Consider the following 18,806-nt stretch of genomic DNA (forward strand, 5'->3'; position numbering starts at 1 on the left):
GCATCTCATAAAGAGGTGCCCTTCTTGTCCCTGAACCCAACGGACGTTCAATACGACGTCTGCGTCATCGGTGGTTGCGGCCACGTTGGTTTGCCGCTATCTATTGCTTTTGCGCTCCGCGGCAAGCGCGTCGCGATCGTCGACACCGACCAGCGAGCCATAGCGAAGATCCAAAGCGGCGAGATGCCGTTCGTCGAGGAGGACGGTCCCGCTTCCCTTCGCAAGGCGCTCGACTCCGGAAACCTCTCCGTTGCCGCCGGGCCGCTGGCAATCACCGCGAGTGCCGCCATCGTTCTCGTCGTGGGCACGCCCATCGACGGTCATCTGTCGCCCTCGTTTCACGCCATCGACGAGGTGCTCGAGCAGTATCGCTCGTTCTTCCGCGACGGACAACTGATCGTACTGCGAAGCACGTTATTTCCCGGTACGTCGCAACGCGTGCTGCGTTGGGCGCAATCCGCCGGTCTGAAGCTCCACGTCGCTACCTGCCCCGAACGCATCGCTCAAGGATATGCGTTACGCGAGCTGTGCGAGCTGCCGCAGATCGTCGCATCGTCTTCCCCCGAAGGCTTGGCCGCGGCCAAGGAACTCTTCTCGACCTTGACCGACGATATCGTCGTTCTCGAGCCGATCGAAGCCGAGCTCGCAAAGCTCTATAACAACGCTTGGCGTTACATCAAGTTTGCCGCGGCGAATCAGTTCTACATGATCGCTAACGAGTTCGGTGTGGATTTCGATCGGGTGTATAACGGCGTGACGCACCGCTATCCGCGCGGCGCCGATCTTCCGCGGCCGGGCTTTTCGTCGGGTCCGTGTTTGTTCAAGGACACGATGCAGCTGTCCGCGTTTGCTAACAACCAGTTCTTTCTCGGCCATGCCGCGATGCTGGTCAACGAGGGCCTGCCGAACTACCTGGTGCGGCGAATTCGGGAAAAATGGGATTTGAACGAGATGACGATCGGCATTCTCGGCATGTCGTTCAAAGCGGAGATCGACGACGTTCGAGATTCGCTATCCCTCAAGCTGCGCGACATCCTCGAAACCGAATGTAAGGGCGTGATCTGCTCGGACCCGTTCGTGAAGATTCCGGGAATGGTCTCGACGCAAGAGGCGATCGACCGCTCCGATCTCGTGATCCTGGCGATTCCTCATAAGGCCTATTCGAAGATCGAGCCCAACGGGAAACCGTTCGTCGATCTTTGGAACGTCTTGGGCCAAGGCCGCAGCATTTGAAAGTCCTCCTCACCGGCTCGGCCGGATTCATCGCCGGATATTTGGTCAACGAGCTGCTCGAAGCCGGTCACGAAGTCGTCGGGCTGGATAACTTCTCCAAGTACGGTGAAGTCAGCCGCACCTACGACGCTCATCCCCGCTACCGTTTCGTGCGCGGCGACGCGAAAGACGTGGAGCTTCTCAAGGATCTCTGCCGGGATTGCGACGTCATGATCGCGTCGGCCGCAAAGATCGGCGGCATCAGCTACTTTCACGAGCTCGCTTACGATTTGATCGCCGAAAACGAGCGTATCGTCGCCGCCGAGTTCGACGCCGCGATTTGGGCGCACCGCGAGCATCGCCTGTCGCGGATCGTCGTGATCTCTTCGTCGATGGTCTTCGAGTCGGCCACCGATTTTCCGACGCCCGAGGGAGCGCAGTTCACGTCACCGCCCCCGCTTTCGACGTATGGATTTCAGAAGCTCGCGTGCGAGTACTTTGCCAAAGGCGCCTGGGAACAATACCAGCTCCCGTATACGATTTGCCGTCCGTTCAACTGCGTCGGTATCGGCGAGGGGCGAGCGATCGGCGACGTTGCGGTGACGTCGGGCAACGTCTCCTTGGCGATGAGTCACGTTCTGCCCGACCTGGTCCTCAAGGTAGTGAAGGGTCAAGATCCATTGCGCCTGTTTGGAGACGGCGGCCAAATCCGGCACTACACGTACGGCGGCGATTTGGCGCGCGGGATTCGCGTCTGCATGGAAAGCGATAAGTCGGTAAACGAGGACTTCAATCTATCGACGGCGGTAGGACACACGGTCTTACAGCTCGCCGAGCTGGTTTGGAACGCGATTCGACCAGGCGTTCCGTTTCGCTACGAGAGCGATGCGCCGTTTAAGTACGACGTGCAAAAACGCGTTCCCGACGTTCGAAAAGCGCGCGACGTTTTAGGTTTTGAGGCGACGACGCCCATAGCGTCGGTTCTAGACGAGGTCATTCCGTGGATTCGAGAGCAGATTCGCCTGGGCGCGATGTAGCCGGCCTTCTGAGCGTCGTCGTTCCCGTGCGCGACGAAGCCCAGAACGTGCAGCCGCTCTTCGAAGCGCTCGCTCGCGACGTTCGCAGTAACGCCGAGTTTCTTCTCGTCTTCGATACCGACGACGACCCGACGGTCGCGCAGGCGCGCCTTCGAGCGGGCGAGCTTCCGGGTCCGCTCCGGCTGATCAAGAACGACCTCGGTCGTGGGCCCGCAAACGCTCTTCGCGCCGGTTTCAACGCCGCTCGCGGAGATGCGGTCGTCGTCGTCATGGCCGATCTCTCCGACGAGCTCACGATCGTCGACGCAATGCTCGAACGCCTTCGCGCCGGCTGCGACCTCGTCGTTGGTTCGCGCTACATGCGCGGCGGAAAACAGATCGGCGGCCCGGTACTCAAACGAACGCTTTCGCGGCTGGCGGGCGCATCGCTCTTCTTGTGGGGGCTGCCTACGCACGACGCGACGAATGCGTTCAAAATGTATCGCGCGAGCCTGCTGCGCGCGATCCCGATCCAAGGCGGGGGCGGCTTCGAGATCAGCATGGAGATGACGATCAAGGCGTGGCTGGCCGGCGCGAACATCTGCGAGATGCCTGCAACGTGGACCGACCGCGTTGCCGGAAAGTCGAAGTTTCGGCTGATGAAATGGCTCCCGAAGTATCTGCACTGGTACTTCTACGCTTTGCGCGGACGGCTGTCCCGAACGAAACGATAGTTTGAGTGTACGTCGGAATCGTTCTCCTGGTTCTGGCGTGGGTTGCGGTGCGTACGTTCTACCGCGGCGCTCCTTGGCCGCGCCTACCCGCATTCACGGCTGCGGGCCTGATGCCGGCGTGCGCCGGTGCGGTCGTGCTGGTCTTCATCGCGCAGCTGCTCGTCATCGGCTACGTCGCACGGCACCAGATTGCGTCGCCGTGCTTCCTGCACTTAGCCGTGCCGGTGGTCGCCGACTTCAGCAGCGGCGGCGGACCGGCGATGCCCCTGACCAGCGCGCTGCTGGCCGCGTTCGCCGTCGTACAGACGCTTTTGCTCGCGAGCGCGTACGTCGCCCACCAATCGCGCACGCCCAAACGTTGGGAATGGATGATGACCGGGGCGGCCGTCGCGTTGGGATTGAGCGCGGCCGTTTGGGCGCCGGCGATGACGAGCCCCGATCCGTTGATGTACTTCTCGTTTGCGAAGATCGGCTTCGGCTCGTTTGCCGCTTCAACCCACGTCGTGCGTCTGCCGAACTTCTCCGCGATATCGTGTGAAAAGGCGCTTTTGCCGTCAGCGTACGGCCCGGCATTTATCGCCTACGCCGGCGTTCTTCTCGGCCGGATACACGATCCGGCGGTTGCGGTGCAGACGCTCCGGGCGACCAACGTGCTGTGGCTGCTCGCCTGCATTCCCTTGTTACGCCGCGCGAACGTACCGTGGATCTTGGTCGTTCTGCTGCTGCTCGATCCGCCGGTGCTGTTCCAGTACGTCGCTAACGCGCACAACGATCTCATCGCACTCGTCCTCGTGTTAGCCGCGTTCGCGTGCGCCGATACGAGCCTGATCGCCGGGATCGCGCTCGTCACCTTGGCCGGCCTCTTCAAGCTGCCGTTCGCGGCGATCGGCGCGCTGGCGTTCGCGGCGCGGCCGCCGGCATGGCAGCGCGCGGGCGCAGCCTGCGCCGGAGTTCTGCTGGCTCTCATTATCTCGTACGCCTGGGCCGGTCCCCGCTATTTCGAAGGACTGGCGTACTATCACCGGCTTTTGGACGCGACCGGCAATCCGTTTGACGTCGCGCTTACCGTCGTGGCCCTCGCAGCCATCGGCGCGGCGCTCGTCCGTCGTTGGTACGCCGGCGTCGCGAGCTTTTCGTTTCCCGGGCTTGCCGTCGCCGAGATCCAACCGTGGTACGCATTGTGGGGGCTGCCGTACGCGCTGCGCGAACGCCGGCATTTTGCGCTGTGGATCGTCCTCTTGCCGGTTGCGGCGTTTCTCATGGACGATTCGGTTTCGCGCGGCGCACAGTTAGCGATCTATGCCGTCGCCGTCGTCGCGATTGGGGTTTTCGTCCTTCGCGACCTCGCTTATAACTCGAAGCCGCACGAGCGCGCATCTTCGTAAAACATTCGCACCGTGTCGAGCGAAAACGCGTCGAGATCTTTCCCGAGCAGCGACAGCTTCGAAAGAATGTCGTTGGTTGCGGTAATAATATGGACGCCCAAGGCATCGGCCTGGACGACGTTGAGGAGCTCGCGCGGACTAGCCCAGATCAACTCCTGCAGCGGGTGAGCCGCAAGCACCGTCAACGCTTCGCGCACGATCGGTAGCGGATCGCGTCCGCTATCGGCGATTCTGCCGGCGAAGAGCGAGACGAACGAGCTCGGCCCGTCGGCTAGCGCCGCGCTGATGCCCTCGACTTGCGCCACCGTCATGAGCGCGGTGACGTTCAATTTGATACCCGCCGCGGCTAGCTTGCGCACGAGCGGAACGCTGCTGCCGGCGCGCGTATCGGTCACGGGAATCTTCACGTAGACGTTGGAGCCCCAGCGCGCGATCGTCCGCGCCTGCCGTTCCATCTCATCGAAGTCGTCAGAAAAGACTTCGAAGGAGATCGGCCTATCCGGGATCGCGTCGAGAACGTCCCGCGCGAACGCTTCGAAATCTTTCACGCCCGCTTTGCGCATGAGCGTCGGATTCGTCGTAAAGCCCTTGACGAGCGGATTGCGATACATCTCGAGCATGCCGGCCTTGTCGGCGCCGTCGGCGAAAATCTTGACGCGCAGATCCTCGGCCTTCACGGGCGATACTCGCGCGTCAGAATCGCGTCGACCGCTTCGGACAACGAGCGGACGATCACGTCGGCTTCCACGTGCGACGGAGTTTCGGCATAGCCGAAATCGATGAACACGGTGGTACACCCGGCGGCGCGGCCGCATTCGACGTCTTTGACGCGGTCGCCCACGACGTAGCTTTCCGGTAACGAGATACCGCGCTCGCGCGCCGCGATCTGCAAGAGACCCGGCTTAGGCTTGCGGCACTCGCAGCGATCCGCATCGTCGTGGAAGCAGGTGTACACGCCGTCGAGCGCCAGGGTCGAAGCGACGGCAGCGTTGATTTCCTCGACGCACTCGGTCGTCGCCGTTCCGCGCGCGACGTCGGGTTGGTTGGTCACCGCGATTGCGTAGAATCCAGCGCCGCGAACGCGATCGACCGCCTCCCGCGCGGGCGCCGCGATGACGAGCTCCCGCACCGACGACGGCGGATGCGGATTGCCGTTGCGCAATCGGGCTTCGTTGAGCACGCCGTCGCGGTCGAAAAAAACCGCCCGCTTTACTGGATCGACTCCCACTTCGTTCGATCCCGTTTGAGTGCCGGATGCGATACCAAACCGTGCCACACGACCGCTTGAAAGGCTTCGGCGTGCGGGGTCACGCGTTCCGCGTTCACGGTCGGCAGAATCAGACACGCGTCGGCCGACCGGGCGGTATCGCCGCCGTCGCGTCCGACGATTCCCAAGATGCGCGCGCCGACGCGCTTTGCCAGCTCGAGCGCCGGGCCGATGTTCGGGCTGACGTTGCGCGCCGCGTCGCCGCCGCCGACCGAAAAAACGAGCAGTGCGTCCTTCTCCGACAATCGACTGACTTTGAGCCACTCGGCGAATACCGTCGGCCAGCCGTCGTCGTTGGCGCGCGCGGTCAGTTCGGATACGTTGTCGGTCGGTGCGTACGCTTCGATGCCGCAAATCTTGCGAAAATCGTTGACGGCGTGCGACGCGTTTCCGGCACTTCCCCCGACGCCCAACACGAACAACCGTCCGTTTCGCTCGCGCACCGCAGCCAGCTCGAGCGCAATCCGCTCGGCCGCCTCTGCGTCGATCGCATCGATAACGGAACGCGCTTCCTCGAAATATTTTGCAAAAAACGGCTTCATCGACTTAGGATGAGATCATTCTGTTTTGGCTCCCAACTGCCTGTTGCGCGCTGCCAGGATCTGCCACGCGAACACGAGCGGCACGACGATAAAGAGCGACCATATCGTAAAGAACTTGACCTCGAGCAGCACGGTCGCGAGCGGAAACGCCACCAGCGCGTAACCCAGGATACTGCGTCGCGAGAGCGCGTAGGGCAAACCCCATACCGCGTACGACGATAGCGTGTAGGATGCCGCCAACGGCGTGAGCCAGACGACGGAGCGCAGCCGGCGCGCGCGAAACATCGCGACGACCATCGAAACGATAACGGCCAGCGCGACGGCGCCGGAGAGAATCGCCATCATCGGCGACGTCGTGGTATGCGGCAGCAGCGCGCGATAGTACCCCGCGCCGCCGGCCGCAAACGTCAGCGCCGCCGCCGCGAGCGGTATGCCGAACAGCGACGCGACGCGCGCGGCGACCGAACGAACGCGTACCATCACGGGCAAGCCGAAGAGCGCGAACGGGACTTTAATGAGACCGCCCGCGAGAACGAGCAGCGCCGCGATCGCGGGCCGCTTAATCGCCAGCGCCGCCGCGCACAACAAGACGATTCCGAACAGATCGTTGTGTCCGCTCGCGACGTATTGAAAGAGGATTCCGGGATTGAGCGCCGTCACCGCGACGATACGATCGGGAACGCGAAGCGCGCGCATTACGGCTAAGAGTCCGGCGAACGCCGCAGCTCCCAACGCACGCACCGCGATGACCTTACCGAGCAGCGACCCGAACGGCGCGGTCGCGATCCACGCGACGATTTGCCACAACGGTCCGTACGGCGACGGCGGCAGCGGAATGCTCCACCACACGTCGATGGGTGCGTACTGACCGGTAAACGGCACGTTCGGCGGCGCGTACGCCGCGCGGCCGAGCAGCGCGTCCGCGACGTAGGCGTACGCGTCGGCGGTGAGCATGACGGGCGACGCGAGCGACATCGCGACGAGCGCGGCGGCGCCGATCCATATCCATCGTCCGAACGTGCGCGAGCGGTAGAGCGCAAGCAACAGATAGGTCTGCACAGCGGCAAGCCCGACAAGCCCGGCTACGACGAAATCCTTGCCGACGGTGATGGCGCTGTTGAGCGGAAGCGGAAGAACGGCCTTCGGCGGCGTTTGCGCTTGGTGCGAAACGGCAAAAGCGACGAGCGCTAACTCGGCGGCATACGACGCGACTATAGCGCCGGCGAGCAGCGGCGCGCCGCCCGCTCGCGGGCGCTCGGGCGTCAATCCACGCTTCGCGCCGAGCTCGGCGGCGAGCATCGCCAGCGCGCCGATATCGAATACCGCGAAGATCCACAGCAGTTCGCTCATTTCGCGTACCGAATGCGACGGTTCGCAAGCGCGACGTCGAGAACTACGGCCAGCGGAAGCACGACCGCAAACGTCCACGGCCGCATGAACTTTGCGTCGACCAGCATCGTTGCCAGCGGCAGCGCGACCAGCAGATACGCGAGGATTCGGCGTCGCTCGAGCGCGTACGGCAGGCCGTATGTCAGGTACCACGTCGCAACGTACGCGCTCATCATCGGAAAGATCCAGACCGCGCTCGCGTAGCGTCGCCCGATTGCGGCGGAAAGTCCCAAAAGCGTCAGCGCGGCTACCGTCACCGCGGCGTTGGCAAAGAACACGGCTCCCGACATCGGCAAGTGCACCGTCAACCCGCGCAGGTAATCGCTTCCGCCGCCGATCCAGGAGAGCGCGATCGCCGCGAAGATCGCCGTCGCGCACAACGCAAATCGCAGCGCTTTCGGCCGTATTCGCACGAAGACCGGCAGCGCGAGCAGTACGAACGGAAGCTTCACGAGCGCGGCAACGACCACGGCGCCGGCGCCCGCAATCGGACGCCGCGATGCCATCAGAGCCGCCGCAGCGACGACCAGCGCGATGCCCATGAGATCGTTGTGAGCGTCGGCAACGTACTGCTGCGCGATCGCCGGATTGACCGCCGCCACGGCGATCGCACGCTGTGAAACGGAGCAGCCGCGCAACGCGGCGATCAAGCCGAGATAGCATAGCGCGCCGAGCGCGCGCAGCGCGACGATCTTTTCACCGAGGGTGGGAAACGGCGCCGTCACGACCCGATCCAAGGCGATCCAGAGCGGCCCGTACGGCGCCGGCAGCAGCGGGGGATGGAAGAGCCGGTCGATCGCCGCGAACTCCCCCGCAAACATCGCAGACGGCGGATGGTAGGCGTTACGGCCGAGGAGGGCGTCGCCGACGTAGGCGTACGCGTCCGGGCTGACGATCGCCGGCGCCGCAATCGATAGCGCGATGAGCGCCGCGAAGCCGATTGTCGTTTCGGTCGACGACGCACGCGACCGGAACAGCCCGGCGAGCGCCCACACTTGGACGGCGGCAACGAGCAGCAGCGCCGCTTCGATCGCATCCGGATGCGCCATCCCGTGCTCGGCGACGCCGATGGGCAGCGCCGCTCGCCACGCTTGCGTGGATGCGACGGTGACGGCCGCGTACCAAACGATTGCGAGCTGCGCCGCGTAGCTCGCGACGAGCAGCACGATCCAAACCGGCGCGCGCCACGCCGGCACGACCGGGCGCGGAACCACGCGGCGGCCGCGCAGCTCCAGAAAGAGCAGCACGAGCGCGGCGACGTAGTACGGCAGAAAAATGATCATCCGGCGCCCTCGCCGGTTTCGGCCTCGGCCAGGTTCGCTCCCGGACCTCGCGAAATTCCAGACCCGTTGCGCGCGCTCGTCTTGGCCGCAGGTTGCGGCGAACGGCTCCGTCCGCTCACCGCCGATCGTCCGAAGCCGATGATCGAAATCGGCGGCAAGCCCGTGTTGCAATACAACATCGAGCTGCTCGCTCGCGCCGGGGTCCGCGAAGCCGTCGTGAACCTGCATTACCAGCCCGACGCGATCCGCAGCCACTTCGGCGACGGGCGCCGCTTCGGCGTGACGATCGCCTACGAATACGAGCCGGAGCTTCTGGGCACGGCCGGCGCCGCTCGCAACGCGGCCGCTCGTCTGCGCAACGGCGACTTTATCGTCGTGTACGGCGATAACTTGTCCACGATCGACATCGCCGCGCTCACCGCGTTTCATCGCGAGAAGGACGCGGATCTCACGATCGCGCTGTTCCACCGCGACGATCCCGGTCCCAGCGGCATCGTGGCCGTCGACGCCGACTCCCGGGTCACGCGGTTCGTGGAAAAACCCCGCGCCGGCGACGTGTTCAGCCGCTGGGTCAATGCCGGGTATCTCGTCGCGAAGAGCTCGGTTCTCGACCTCATTCCGGCCGACCGGCCGTACGATTTCGGCCGCGATCTTTTGCCGCGCCTGATCGGCGACGGCGCGCGCGTCTTCGGTTACCGCATGACCGAGCCGCTGTGGTGGATCGATTCCCTCGAGGATTACCGGCGCACGCAAGCCGCGTTCGCGGAGCAAGCAACGTGAGCTCCGCGCTCGCCGGAAAGTCCGTCGTCGTCACCGGCGGCAGCATGGGCATCGGCTACGCAACCGCGCGCGAAGCGCTGCAAGGCGGTGCGAACGTCACGATCTTCGCGCGCGGCGCGCGCGAGCTCGAAAAAGCCGCGCACGATCTTTCCTCTGAAGGATATGAGGACCGCGTGAATTGGATTGCCGGCGACGTTTCCGTGGCCGCCGACGTCGAGCGTCTTTTCGAGCGCGCGTCGGCGCGCTTTTCGGGCATCGACGGCGTCGTGAACGCCGCCGCGGTGCTGGAACCCATCGGCACGATTCTCGACGTCGATCCCGCAGCGTGGCTGCGTACCGTCGAAATCGATTTGTTCGGTACGTTCCTCGTCACGCGCGCCGCATGCGCGGCAATGCGCGAGCGCGGCGGCAGCATCGTGCTCTTTTCGGGCGGCGGCGCTTCCGCAGCGTATCCGAACTTTACCGCGTACGCGTGCAGTAAGACCGGCGTCGTACGATTCGCCGAAACGGCCGCGCGCGAGATGGAGCCGTTCGGCATCCGGATCAACGCGCTCGCGCCCGGACTGGTCGCTACGCGAATGGTGGAGATCACGCGCCGTTCGGGCGCTGCCGGCGCATCGGCCGCACCGCCGGTTTCGCCGGATCGCGCCGCGCGCGCGTGCGTTTTCTTCCTTTCGGACGCGGCGCGGGGGATCACCGGAAAGTTCGTCTCCGCGGTGCACGACGGTTACGAACGATGGCCCGAACGCCTCGACGAGCTGCGCGATAGCGATCTGTTTACCTTGCGACGCATTCTTCCGCGCGAACGGGGAATGGAATGGCAGTGATCGATCAGGAGCGTCTGCGCACCGCTGTCGTCGGCTGCGGCTTGATCGGCACGCGCCGGGCAGCCGAAACGTCGCTGCACAGCCGCACGCGTCTGCTGCTCTGCATCGATACGGCGCACGGCCCCGCCCGCAATACGGCCGAGCGTTACGGCGCCGCCTGGTCGACCGACTGGGAAATCGCCGTCGACGACGAGCGAATGGACGTCATCGTCGTCTGCACGCCCAATGCGTTCGCGTACGACATCGCGCTCGCGGCGCTCGAACGCGGCAAGCACGTATTGGTCGAAAAACCGATGGGCTGCAGCCTGGCACAAGCGCAAGCGTTGGCCGCCGTCGCACACCGCTCCGCGGGGCGCTTTAAAGTGGGATTCAATCATCGTTATCATCCTGCGGTGTCGCGCGCGCACGAACTGCTCGAACTCGGTGAGATCGGCGAGATCATCTCGATGCGCGTGCGCTACGGACACGGCGGGCGCCCGGGATACGAAAAGGAGTGGCGTTGCGATCCGAACCTCTCCGGCGGCGGCGAGCTGATCGATCAAGGCGTTCACGTAGCCGATCTGATCGCGTGGTTTGCCGGTCTGCCGTCGCAAGCGTTTGCGTACGTGCAAACCGCGGTATGGCCGATCGCGCCGGTCGAAGATAACGCGTTTGGATTGCTGCGTTACGACAACGGGGCGGTGGCGAGCCTTCACACGTCGTGGACGCAGTGGAAGAATCTCTTCTCGATGGAAATCTTCGGCCGCGACGGATCGATAACGGCCGAAGGCTTGGGTGGAAGTTACGGCACTGAACGAATCACGATCGCGCGCCGCAACCCGGCGGGCGGCGCACCGGCGTTGCGCGAGGAAGTCTTCGAAGGACCCGATCGGTCCTGGGCGATCGAGTGGCATCAGTTCGTCGCCGCCATCGAAGACGGAACGCCCTATTGGGGAACCGCCGACGACGGTCTGGCGGCGATGCGCATCGTCAACGCACTGTACGAATCGTCGCGCGACGGCGTCCCGGTTTCGCTTTAAGCTTCGGGCCGCACGCCGACGGGAAACGCCGATACGCCGGCGCCGCGATCGACCGCACGCGTCACCCATTGCCACGGCAATGCCGCCAGCGGCGACGTGTTGCGGTGCACGCGCAGGTTCTTGAGTATTTTGTAGGCGACGATGTCGGAGAAGCCGCGCGACCAACGCGGTTCGACCGTTTGCAAACCCGACGCGCGCAGCATTCGCGCCATCGTTCGCGGCTCGAAGAACGCCACGTGAATCTCCGGAACGACGTAGGACCAGCTCGCGAGCGCACCGGCGTGGCGCGATGCGTTCCCGGTCGTGTAGAAAAACACTCCGCCCGGCGTCAGCAGGCGCGCGATCCGGTCGACGACCGGCTGCGGATCGACGAGGTGCTCGAGGACTTCGATTGCGGTGATCACGTCGAACGGTGCGGCGGCATCGAGCTGCGCGTCGTCGAGAACCGCGATGCCGCGTTCGCGGGCCAGCGCGGCGCCGCGGCCCTGGTCGTAACCGCAGGCGGCCACGCCGCGCCGCGAAAGCCAACGAACGAAACCTCCGGTGCCGCAGCCGTAGTCGAGCCAGCGAGTGCCGTTACCGACGCGTTTGATCGACTCGATCACGCCGAACGTTCCGCGCCACTCCAGCTGACGAATCGTTCGCTCGGGGTGATCGGTGTCGAAGAGATAATCCACCAGCGGATCGGCGCCTTTGCCGCGGTAGTACGCGTCGTCGTAGGGATCGGCGAGCGTGTCCGGGTCGGCGACGCACGCGAAGCCGCACTCGGCGCATCGACGCAGATGGTACGTGCGGCCGGCGCTCGCCTTGACTCCGGCCGGTTCGGTTGGCGCGCCGCAGATCGAACAGACCAGCGCGCCGCCGTTCACGCGATGCTCGAAAGCCGCCCGGCGATGAAATCGATGGACCGGCGCAACCCTTCGCGGATCGACGTTCGCGGCTCCCAACCCAGCGCGCGAGCGGCGGTAACGTCGGCGAGATTGGCTTGCGCTTCGCCGGGGAGATCGGGTCGGCGCTCCGGTTCGACGTTCGAACCGAGCAGCTCGGCAACGATCCGATACAGCTCGTCGATGCTATAGTTGACGCCGCTGCCCAAGTTGAACGTGCGGCCGTCGGTCCGCGCGTCGTCGATGCACCGCAGGTGGAAATCGTTGACGTCGTCGACGTACACGAAGTCGCGGCGTTTCTCGCCCGTTCCGTAAATAACCGGACGCTCGCCGCGCAAGAGTTTGATAATAAACGCGCTCATGACCGGCGGAATCGAACGCCGGTAATCCTGACGCGGACCGTACACGCAAAAGTATCGCAGCGCCGTCGTGCGCATACCGTGGAACCGGCGATAAGCGTCGGCAAACGCCATGCCCGCCAGCTTGCTCGCGGCGTAAAAGCTTTCCGGACGCACGTCGTTCTCGGGCGTCGGGAGCGTTTGCGATCCTTCGTACAGCGCCGACGACTCGGCGTACACGACCTTGCCCACGCCGGCACGCCGCGCCGCTTCAAAAACGTTCACGGTACCGGTCACGTTGATGTCGGCCGTTTCCACCGGATCCGATTGGCAGTCGGCGATGCAGTTCTTGGCCGCTAAATGAAAAAGCACGTCGACGCCGTCGAGCAGATTCGCGAGCTCGGCATCGCGGATGTCGGCAACGTGCAGTTCGGCACCGTCGGGGACCTGTTCGCGTACGCCGTAAGCCAAGTTGTCGATGCCCACGACGCGATAACCTTGCGCCAATAAGCGATCGGCGAGATTGCTTCCAATGAAGCCCGCGATGCCCGTAACCGCGATCGTCTTCACGCGCCGCCGCGCCGCGAAAACAGCTGCCGCGCCGTTGCGGCTATTCCGCGCCCGAACGTCAGGTGTCGGTGTCCGAAAAAGCCGATCGGCACGTTGAACGCGATGGCAACGATCTTGCCCAGCAGCGGCGGAGCGCCCAGCGCGACCGCGCCCTTGACGATCGCGGTCGTGGTAAACCACGTCGTACCGGCGACGACGGCATAGGTGGCGGCCTGATGGTGCGTCGGCCGGTCGTGCACCCGAAAGTTCACGTACTTATTGAGCGAGAAATGCGTGACGAGCGCGAGCCCCCACGATGCCGTGATGACTGCCAGCAGCGGCCAGCCGGCGTGCAGAAAGAGCGCGAACGATCCGACGTCGATGCACGTAACGAATCCGCCGATCGTCGCGTACCGCCCGAGCTGGAACGGCAACGACGTGTCGGCGTAGAACTTCTGCGCGAAATCGTGGAGGCGCGTCATGCTTTGACGGTGCCGTGGCGCTTCTGACTGCGCGTGACCAAAAGGTTGCTGACCACGCGGCTGCCGCTAAAATCGACCGTCCAGCTCAGACGTTCGAAACCCGCACGCTCCATGAAACCGGTGAGTGCCTTGCCGTCGCCGGCGCAGTACAACATCATGAAGCCGCCGCCGCCCGCGCCGGCGATCTTTCCGCCGGTGACGCCGTAGTCGCGGCGCACGCGATCGTAGAGTTCTTCCATCGGAGCGACCGTTACGTCGCTCGAGAGCCGTTTTTTCGCCAACCAGTGGTCGTGCATCAAGCTGCCGAAACGGTCGAAGTCCGTCTTGCGAAACGCCTCGCCGATTGCTTCACCGATCTGCTTGATCTCGCACAAACTCGCCTCGACGGACTCACTCGACCCACCATTCCCGCGCAGCGCGCCGTCTTGACGCGCGAGAATGTCGGTGGCGTCGCGACGGATGTTCGTATAGTACAGGTGCGTCTTCGCAACGAACTCCGCGACCGCGTGTGCCGGCAGCGTGAGTTTCTCGACCGCAACGCGCCCTCGATCGTCGATGCGCAGCTCGGTGAGTCCGCCGAACGCCGCCATGTATTGATCCTGTTTGCCGATCGGTTTGCGCAGCGCGTTGAGTTCGATGTCGCACGCCTCGTCGGCGATCGCGGCAGCCGAAAGAGGCAGTTCGAGATAACTCCGGATCGCGTGCAGCAATCCGACTAAATAACTGCTGGACGAACCCAGACCCGTACCCGCCGGCAGGTCGGCGAGCGAGGCGATTTCGACGGCGTCGCGGATTCCGTGCCGCAACAGCGCCTCGCGCGCGAGCTCGTGCTTGAGCTCGGCGACGTCGCCGACGGTCTCGCTCTGCGTGTAGTGCAAGCGTACGAGACGATCGGCGACGGGTACGTTGAGGGCAACGTACATATACTTGTCGATGGCGGTTGCCAGGACGTAACCGCCGTGCTTTTCGTAAAACGACGGCAAGTCGGTGCCGCCGCCGCCGAGCGTGACGCGAAACGGCGTGCGCGTGAGAATCACGTCGCTACGGCGCCTTTAAGCGTCACAGGCTTGTCGGGCGCAAATACCGCCGCCATCGTGACGATCGGCAACACGACCAGCAGCTCCCACGACCGCTCGAACGACGACTCGAAAAGCACGGTGACGAACGGAAACAACACCAGCACGTACGCGAGGATTCGCCGGCGGGCGAGCGCGTAGGGAACGCCCCAGGCAAAGTACCACGCGAAGACGACCGCGGCGAGATTGGGAACGACCCAGCCCGTCGTGCGCAGCCGGCGTCCGCCGAAGAACGCCAGCGCGATCAGCACCAGCGCGGCGACACCAGCGATTCGATGAACGACGTCTTCGGGCCGCGCCGTGACGTTTCCGAACAGCGAGTTGAAGTAACCGATTCCGCCGCCGAACCACGAACACGCGACGACCACTGCGAACATGCCGATCGCCCAGGCAAGACGCATCCACAACGGCCGGACCGTCGCCAGCAGCGGCAACCCCAGGACCGCGTACGGAAGTTTGACGAGACCGGCGACCGCGATGAGCCCCGTTCCCAACAGCGGCGCGCGCCGCTTGATGAACGCCGCCGCGTACGCGAGCAAGACGATGGCGATGATGTCGTTGTGACCGTTGGCGACGAACTGCAATGCCAATCCGGGATTGAGCGCCGCGATCGCCCGAACGCGTGGCGGTAGGCCGAGCGCGCCCAAAGCGGCGACGAGCGCCACGAACAGTGCGGCGTTGAGCAAGCGCAGCGCGAGAATCTTCGTCAGCAGGGTCGGCCCCAAGGACGTGACGATCGGCGCGACCACTAGCCAGAGCGGACCGTAAAGCGTCGCCGTCGGATGACCGAACCACAAGTCGATAACGTGATACTCGCCGGGAAACGGCGTGCCCGGCGGGGTGTACGCCGCAAGTCCCAAGAGACCGTTGTGCACGTACCCGTAGAGATCGAAGCTCATCAGCGCCGGTGCGGCGAGCGAGAGCACGAGCAGGACGGCGCAGCCGGCGACGATCGCGCGCTGCGACGGAACGGTGCGGTAGATCGCGAGCAGCGCGTACGACTGCAGCGCGGCCACGGCGAGCATGATGCCGGTCAAGACGTCGGCGTTCGCGGTGGCTAATCCGCGATCGTCGACGACCATCAACGGCATCGCAAAACGCCACGGATCGGCCGGATACTGATTGTGCGCCGCGTAGTACACGACGCCGAGCTGGACCGCGTAGCCGGCGATCACCGCGGCGATCCATATCGCCGGGGGCAGTTTCGGCGTACGCGGCGTACGCGACGACAGCAAGCCGAAGAACTCGAAGACGACGAGCAATAGCGTGAAGAACGCGATGAAGAACATGCTGCTCACGCGTCGCGGTTACTTCGCGGTCTTGCGCTTGCGCGCCGTCTTTTTCACCTCTCCATCGTTTTCGGCAGTTTCGCTCTTTTTGGCGCGGGCGCGGCGCGGCTTGGCGTCGCTCTCGCCCCCGGCTGCCTCGGCTTTCTTGCGCGTGCGTTTGGCTTTCTCGGGTGCGGGAAGCGCGGCGATCGCCGACGCTTCGAGCTCTTTGGCAACGCCGGCAGCTGGAGCGGCGCCTCGCCGGCGGCGCGCGGGTTTGGCCTTGCGCGTCTCCTCGGGCGGAACGGTCAAGCTTGGCGGCGGTGCTTCCAACGCCGGTGGATGCGCCCGGCGAGCCGGTTCGATCGCGCGCGACGGCTCCCTAGGTGCGAGCGTTCCGGTTGGATGTGCCGCGCCGTCAGTGCCCACGCGGAAAATATGCCGGTCCGGCATCGTCGGGGTGGAGGGCAACGATCCGGTGAGCGGCTCGAAGCCGGGCGCCCCTTCACGCGGCTGACCGCCGCCTTGCCCACCGCGTCCGCGGCGGCGGCGACGGCGGCGACGATGACGGCGTGCGCCGTCGCCGCCCGGTGCTTCACCGGCTAACGGCGCCGCAACGCTATCGTCTTCGTCGTCTTCTTCGATTGCCGGCGCTTCCGGCGCCATCTGCACGGGCTCGCGCTGCGCACCGTTTTGCTGCATTCCGTTCTGGCCGCCGCGCCCACGGCCGCGTCCGCCGCGACGGCGACGGCGACGGCGTTTGTGATGCGCCTCGTCGTCGTCGGCGTGCGTCACTTCGCCCTCGGCGATGATGATCGCGTCGGCTTGCTCTTCACCGCGACGCTCCGCGATGAGCGCCTTGTCTTGAGCCTCTTCCTCTTCGGTGATCGTGGAAATACCGATCGGCGGACGAGCTTGATGCTGGCGCGCCGCCTCTTCGGCCAGCTCGCGAAGCTGTTTGGTTTGTTCGGCCGGCGTGAGTTGTACTTTGCGCGCGCGTCCGCCGCGACGCCGTTTCTTCTTTGCACCGGCCGCCGCACCGACGGTCACGAGCTCGCCCATCACGTAGTCCTCGTCGTCGTCGACGTCGAGGATGCGTATGCGCGCGAAATTTCCCGCGTTGTTTGCGGCATTTTCGACTTCGACGATGCGGCCTTCCACCACGGCCGCCGCGGACGTCGCGCTCGGCAATCGTCCCGACAGCAGCTCGACGTCGTATTCGTCGCCGACGCGCACGACGTGCGTTCCGTCTTTACTCGTCGTACCGACGTCGATTCGCGCCTTCTCGGGATGCAGCATCGGATCGACGCGCACGTGAATGTGGCGATCGAGCTGATGGGCCAGCTCCTGACACTCGTCTTCGTACCAGAAATCCATCTGCGCCGCGACCGTCGGCGCGACGTGCGCGACGACGTTGCCGGGGCTGCCGTTAGCGTGTTTGCGAATCTGGCGGAAGGTCTCGATCGCAACCGATTGCGACGACATCACGCTGCCCATACCGCTGCAGGTCGGGCACGCGCCGCGCAGCTGCGCGCCGAGATCTTTGCCGACGCGCTTACGCGTGAACTCCAGCAGTCCGAGATTCGAAAACGACTGGATCGTGGCGCGCGTGCGATCGCGGCGCAAGCCGTCTTCGAGAGCCTTGATCACTTTGCTGCGCGACGATTCCGACGACATGTCGATGAAGTCGACCACGATGATGCCGCCGATGTCGCGCAAGCGCACCTGCCGCGCGAGTTCGTGCGCCGCTTCGAGGTTCGTCTTGAGAATCGTGTCCTCGAGATTGCGCCCGCCGGTGAACTTCCCCGAGTTGACGTCGATGACGGTGAGCGCTTCGGTCGACTCGATGACGATCGTGCCGCCCGACGGCAGCGGGATTTTGGGCTTCATGAGCTTCTGCAGCTCGTCGTTGATGCGAAAATCTTCGAACAGCGAGCGCCCGGAGTTGTAATATTCGAGACGATCGAGATACTGCGGTCCGAGCAGCTGCAGGAAGTCCCGGACTTTGCGATACTCCTCCTCGTCGTCGATGAGCACGCGCTCGACTTCGGCCGTGATGAAGTCGCGTGCGGCTTTGTAGACCAGGTTCATGTCCTTGTGCAGCAGCGACGGCGACGCGGCGCGTTTGTACGTCTCGAGAATCCCATGCCACATGCGGATGAGCACGCCGAGATCGGCGATCAGCTCCGCTTCGCTCACGCCCCCGGCCGCCGTGCGAACCACGGTCGCCATGCCCTCGGGACGAATGCGCTTCATCACGCCCTTGAGGCGGTTGCGTTCGTCGGCCGAGTCGATCTTGCGCGAGACGCCGGAGTACTTGCCGGTCGGCATCAAGATCAGGTACCGGCCCGGCAGCGAGATGTTCGTGGAGATGCGGGCGCCCTTGAGGCCCCGCGGCTCCTTGACGATCTGGACGAGAATGTCGTCGCCCTTCTTGACCTTCTCGCTGATCGTGAAGCCGCTGTGGCCGGACGTGATCTCCACGTCGCCGATGTTCAGCGGCTGCTTGTTGATGTCGTCGACGTAGAGAAAGGCGTTGCGGCCGAGGCCGATGTCGACGAACGCCGCTCCCATACCCGGGAGGACGTTCTGTACTTTTCCTTTGTAGATCGAACCGATGACTCGTTCTTCGCGTTCGATGTAGAGTTCGGCGAGCTCGCCGTTTTCTAAAATGGCAACCCGATTCTCCCACGGGTCGCTCGAGATCAAAATCTCGCTAGCCAAATGTCCCTCAATTGTCCCAGGAGCCAAG

General features: G+C 64.5%; 18 protein-coding genes. 7 read left to right on the forward strand and 11 right to left on the reverse strand.

What is annotated here, in order from left to right; genetic code table 11:
• Positions 1–24 precede the first annotated feature (24 nt).
• The 4 genes from VGG89_10735 to VGG89_10750 are packed head-to-tail and all read left to right on the forward strand — an operon-like array spanning position 25 to position 4,347.
• The gene (locus VGG89_10735; protein ID HEY1977014.1) at positions 25–1,233 is read left to right on the forward strand and encodes a nucleotide sugar dehydrogenase; all 1,209 of its coding nucleotides are present in this window, start codon (positions 25–27) and stop codon (positions 1,231–1,233) included.
• Positions 1,230–2,249, forward strand: coding sequence for an NAD(P)-dependent oxidoreductase (locus tag VGG89_10740; GenBank protein HEY1977015.1), 1,020 nt, complete (start codon positions 1,230–1,232; stop codon positions 2,247–2,249). The genes VGG89_10735 and VGG89_10740 overlap by 4 nt, the downstream gene beginning before the upstream one ends.
• Positions 2,213–2,962 (forward strand): glycosyltransferase, encoded by a 750-nt coding sequence (locus tag VGG89_10745; protein ID HEY1977016.1) that lies wholly within the window; start codon positions 2,213–2,215, stop codon positions 2,960–2,962. The genes VGG89_10740 and VGG89_10745 overlap by 37 nt, the downstream gene beginning before the upstream one ends.
• A gap of 5 nt (positions 2,963–2,967) precedes the next feature.
• On the forward strand, positions 2,968–4,347 hold the full coding sequence (locus VGG89_10750) for a hypothetical protein (GenBank protein ID HEY1977017.1): 1,380 nt from the start codon (positions 2,968–2,970) through the stop codon (positions 4,345–4,347).
• Here the strand turns inward: VGG89_10750 and VGG89_10755 are convergent.
• Genes VGG89_10755 through VGG89_10775 form a run of 5 tightly spaced genes read right to left on the reverse strand, consistent with a single transcriptional unit; the run spans position 4,311 to position 8,828 of the window.
• Entirely contained in the window at positions 4,311–5,024 is a 714-nt protein-coding gene (locus VGG89_10755) for a transaldolase (GenBank protein HEY1977018.1), read from the reverse strand. The two genes, VGG89_10750 and VGG89_10755, sit on opposite strands and share 37 nt — an antisense overlap.
• Positions 5,021–5,575, reverse strand: coding sequence for an HAD-IIIA family hydrolase (locus tag VGG89_10760; GenBank protein HEY1977019.1), 555 nt, complete (start codon positions 5,573–5,575; stop codon positions 5,021–5,023). The genes VGG89_10755 and VGG89_10760 overlap by 4 nt, the downstream gene beginning before the upstream one ends.
• Entirely contained in the window at positions 5,557–6,156 is a 600-nt protein-coding gene (locus VGG89_10765; protein ID HEY1977020.1) for an SIS domain-containing protein, read from the reverse strand. Before VGG89_10765 ends, VGG89_10760 begins: the two co-directional genes overlap by 19 nt.
• Before the next feature lie 15 nt (positions 6,157–6,171).
• Positions 6,172–7,506: a hypothetical protein gene (locus VGG89_10770; protein HEY1977021.1), complete on the reverse strand. Its 1,335-nt coding sequence runs from the start codon at positions 7,504–7,506 to the stop codon at positions 6,172–6,174.
• Positions 7,503–8,828, reverse strand: coding sequence for a hypothetical protein (locus VGG89_10775; GenBank protein HEY1977022.1), 1,326 nt, complete (start codon positions 8,826–8,828; stop codon positions 7,503–7,505). The genes VGG89_10770 and VGG89_10775 overlap by 4 nt, the downstream gene beginning before the upstream one ends.
• A 66-nt stretch (positions 8,829–8,894) precedes the next feature.
• Between VGG89_10775 and VGG89_10780 the strand changes: the two genes are divergently transcribed.
• The 3 genes from VGG89_10780 to VGG89_10790 are packed head-to-tail and all read left to right on the forward strand — an operon-like array spanning position 8,895 to position 11,454.
• Positions 8,895–9,608, forward strand: coding sequence for a nucleotidyltransferase family protein (locus VGG89_10780; protein ID HEY1977023.1), 714 nt, complete (start codon positions 8,895–8,897; stop codon positions 9,606–9,608).
• Entirely contained in the window at positions 9,605–10,435 is an 831-nt protein-coding gene (locus VGG89_10785; GenBank protein HEY1977024.1) for an SDR family oxidoreductase, read from the forward strand. The genes VGG89_10780 and VGG89_10785 overlap by 4 nt, the downstream gene beginning before the upstream one ends.
• On the forward strand, positions 10,426–11,454 hold the full coding sequence (locus VGG89_10790; protein HEY1977025.1) for a Gfo/Idh/MocA family oxidoreductase: 1,029 nt from the start codon (positions 10,426–10,428) through the stop codon (positions 11,452–11,454). Before VGG89_10785 ends, VGG89_10790 begins: the two co-directional genes overlap by 10 nt.
• Here VGG89_10790 and VGG89_10795 read toward each other — a convergent pair.
• Genes VGG89_10795 through VGG89_10820 form a run of 6 tightly spaced genes read right to left on the reverse strand, consistent with a single transcriptional unit; the run spans position 11,451 to position 18,778 of the window.
• Positions 11,451–12,323 (reverse strand): class I SAM-dependent methyltransferase, encoded by an 873-nt coding sequence (locus tag VGG89_10795; GenBank protein ID HEY1977026.1) that lies wholly within the window; start codon positions 12,321–12,323, stop codon positions 11,451–11,453. The two genes, VGG89_10790 and VGG89_10795, sit on opposite strands and share 4 nt — an antisense overlap.
• On the reverse strand, positions 12,320–13,249 hold the full coding sequence (locus tag VGG89_10800) for an NAD-dependent epimerase/dehydratase family protein (protein ID HEY1977027.1): 930 nt from the start codon (positions 13,247–13,249) through the stop codon (positions 12,320–12,322). Before VGG89_10800 ends, VGG89_10795 begins: the two co-directional genes overlap by 4 nt.
• On the reverse strand, positions 13,246–13,710 hold the full coding sequence (locus VGG89_10805) for a GtrA family protein (GenBank protein ID HEY1977028.1): 465 nt from the start codon (positions 13,708–13,710) through the stop codon (positions 13,246–13,248). Before VGG89_10805 ends, VGG89_10800 begins: the two co-directional genes overlap by 4 nt.
• Positions 13,707–14,747, reverse strand: coding sequence for a hypothetical protein (locus VGG89_10810; protein ID HEY1977029.1), 1,041 nt, complete (start codon positions 14,745–14,747; stop codon positions 13,707–13,709). Before VGG89_10810 ends, VGG89_10805 begins: the two co-directional genes overlap by 4 nt.
• Complete coding sequence (locus VGG89_10815; protein HEY1977030.1) at positions 14,744–16,084, reverse strand: hypothetical protein; 1,341 nt, start codon at positions 16,082–16,084, stop codon at positions 14,744–14,746. Before VGG89_10815 ends, VGG89_10810 begins: the two co-directional genes overlap by 4 nt.
• A gap of 9 nt (positions 16,085–16,093) precedes the next feature.
• Positions 16,094–18,778, reverse strand: a complete 2,685-nt coding sequence (locus VGG89_10820) for an Rne/Rng family ribonuclease (protein ID HEY1977031.1) — start codon at positions 18,776–18,778, stop codon at positions 16,094–16,096.
• Positions 18,779–18,806: the final 28 nt, after the last annotated feature.

Source organism: Candidatus Baltobacteraceae bacterium, assembly GCA_036488875.1.
Taxonomy (GTDB): Bacteria; Vulcanimicrobiota; Vulcanimicrobiia; order Vulcanimicrobiales; family Vulcanimicrobiaceae; genus JAFAHZ01.

Bases quoted from the DNA above. Each gene is read 5' to 3' on its own strand.
- VGG89_10765 (HEY1977020.1), bottom strand. From the start codon at position 6,156: ATGAAGCCGTTTTTTGCAAAATATTTCGAGGAAGCGCGTTCCGTTATC.
- VGG89_10775 (HEY1977022.1), bottom strand. From the start codon at position 8,828: ATGATCATTTTTCTGCCGTACTACGTCGCCGCGCTCGTGCTGCTCTTT.
- VGG89_10805 (HEY1977028.1), bottom strand. From the start codon at position 13,710: ATGACGCGCCTCCACGATTTCGCGCAGAAGTTCTACGCCGACACGTCG.
- VGG89_10790 (HEY1977025.1), top strand. From the start codon at position 10,426: ATGGCAGTGATCGATCAGGAGCGTCTGCGCACCGCTGTCGTCGGCTGC.
- VGG89_10770 (HEY1977021.1), bottom strand. From the start codon at position 7,506: ATGAGCGAACTGCTGTGGATCTTCGCGGTATTCGATATCGGCGCGCTG.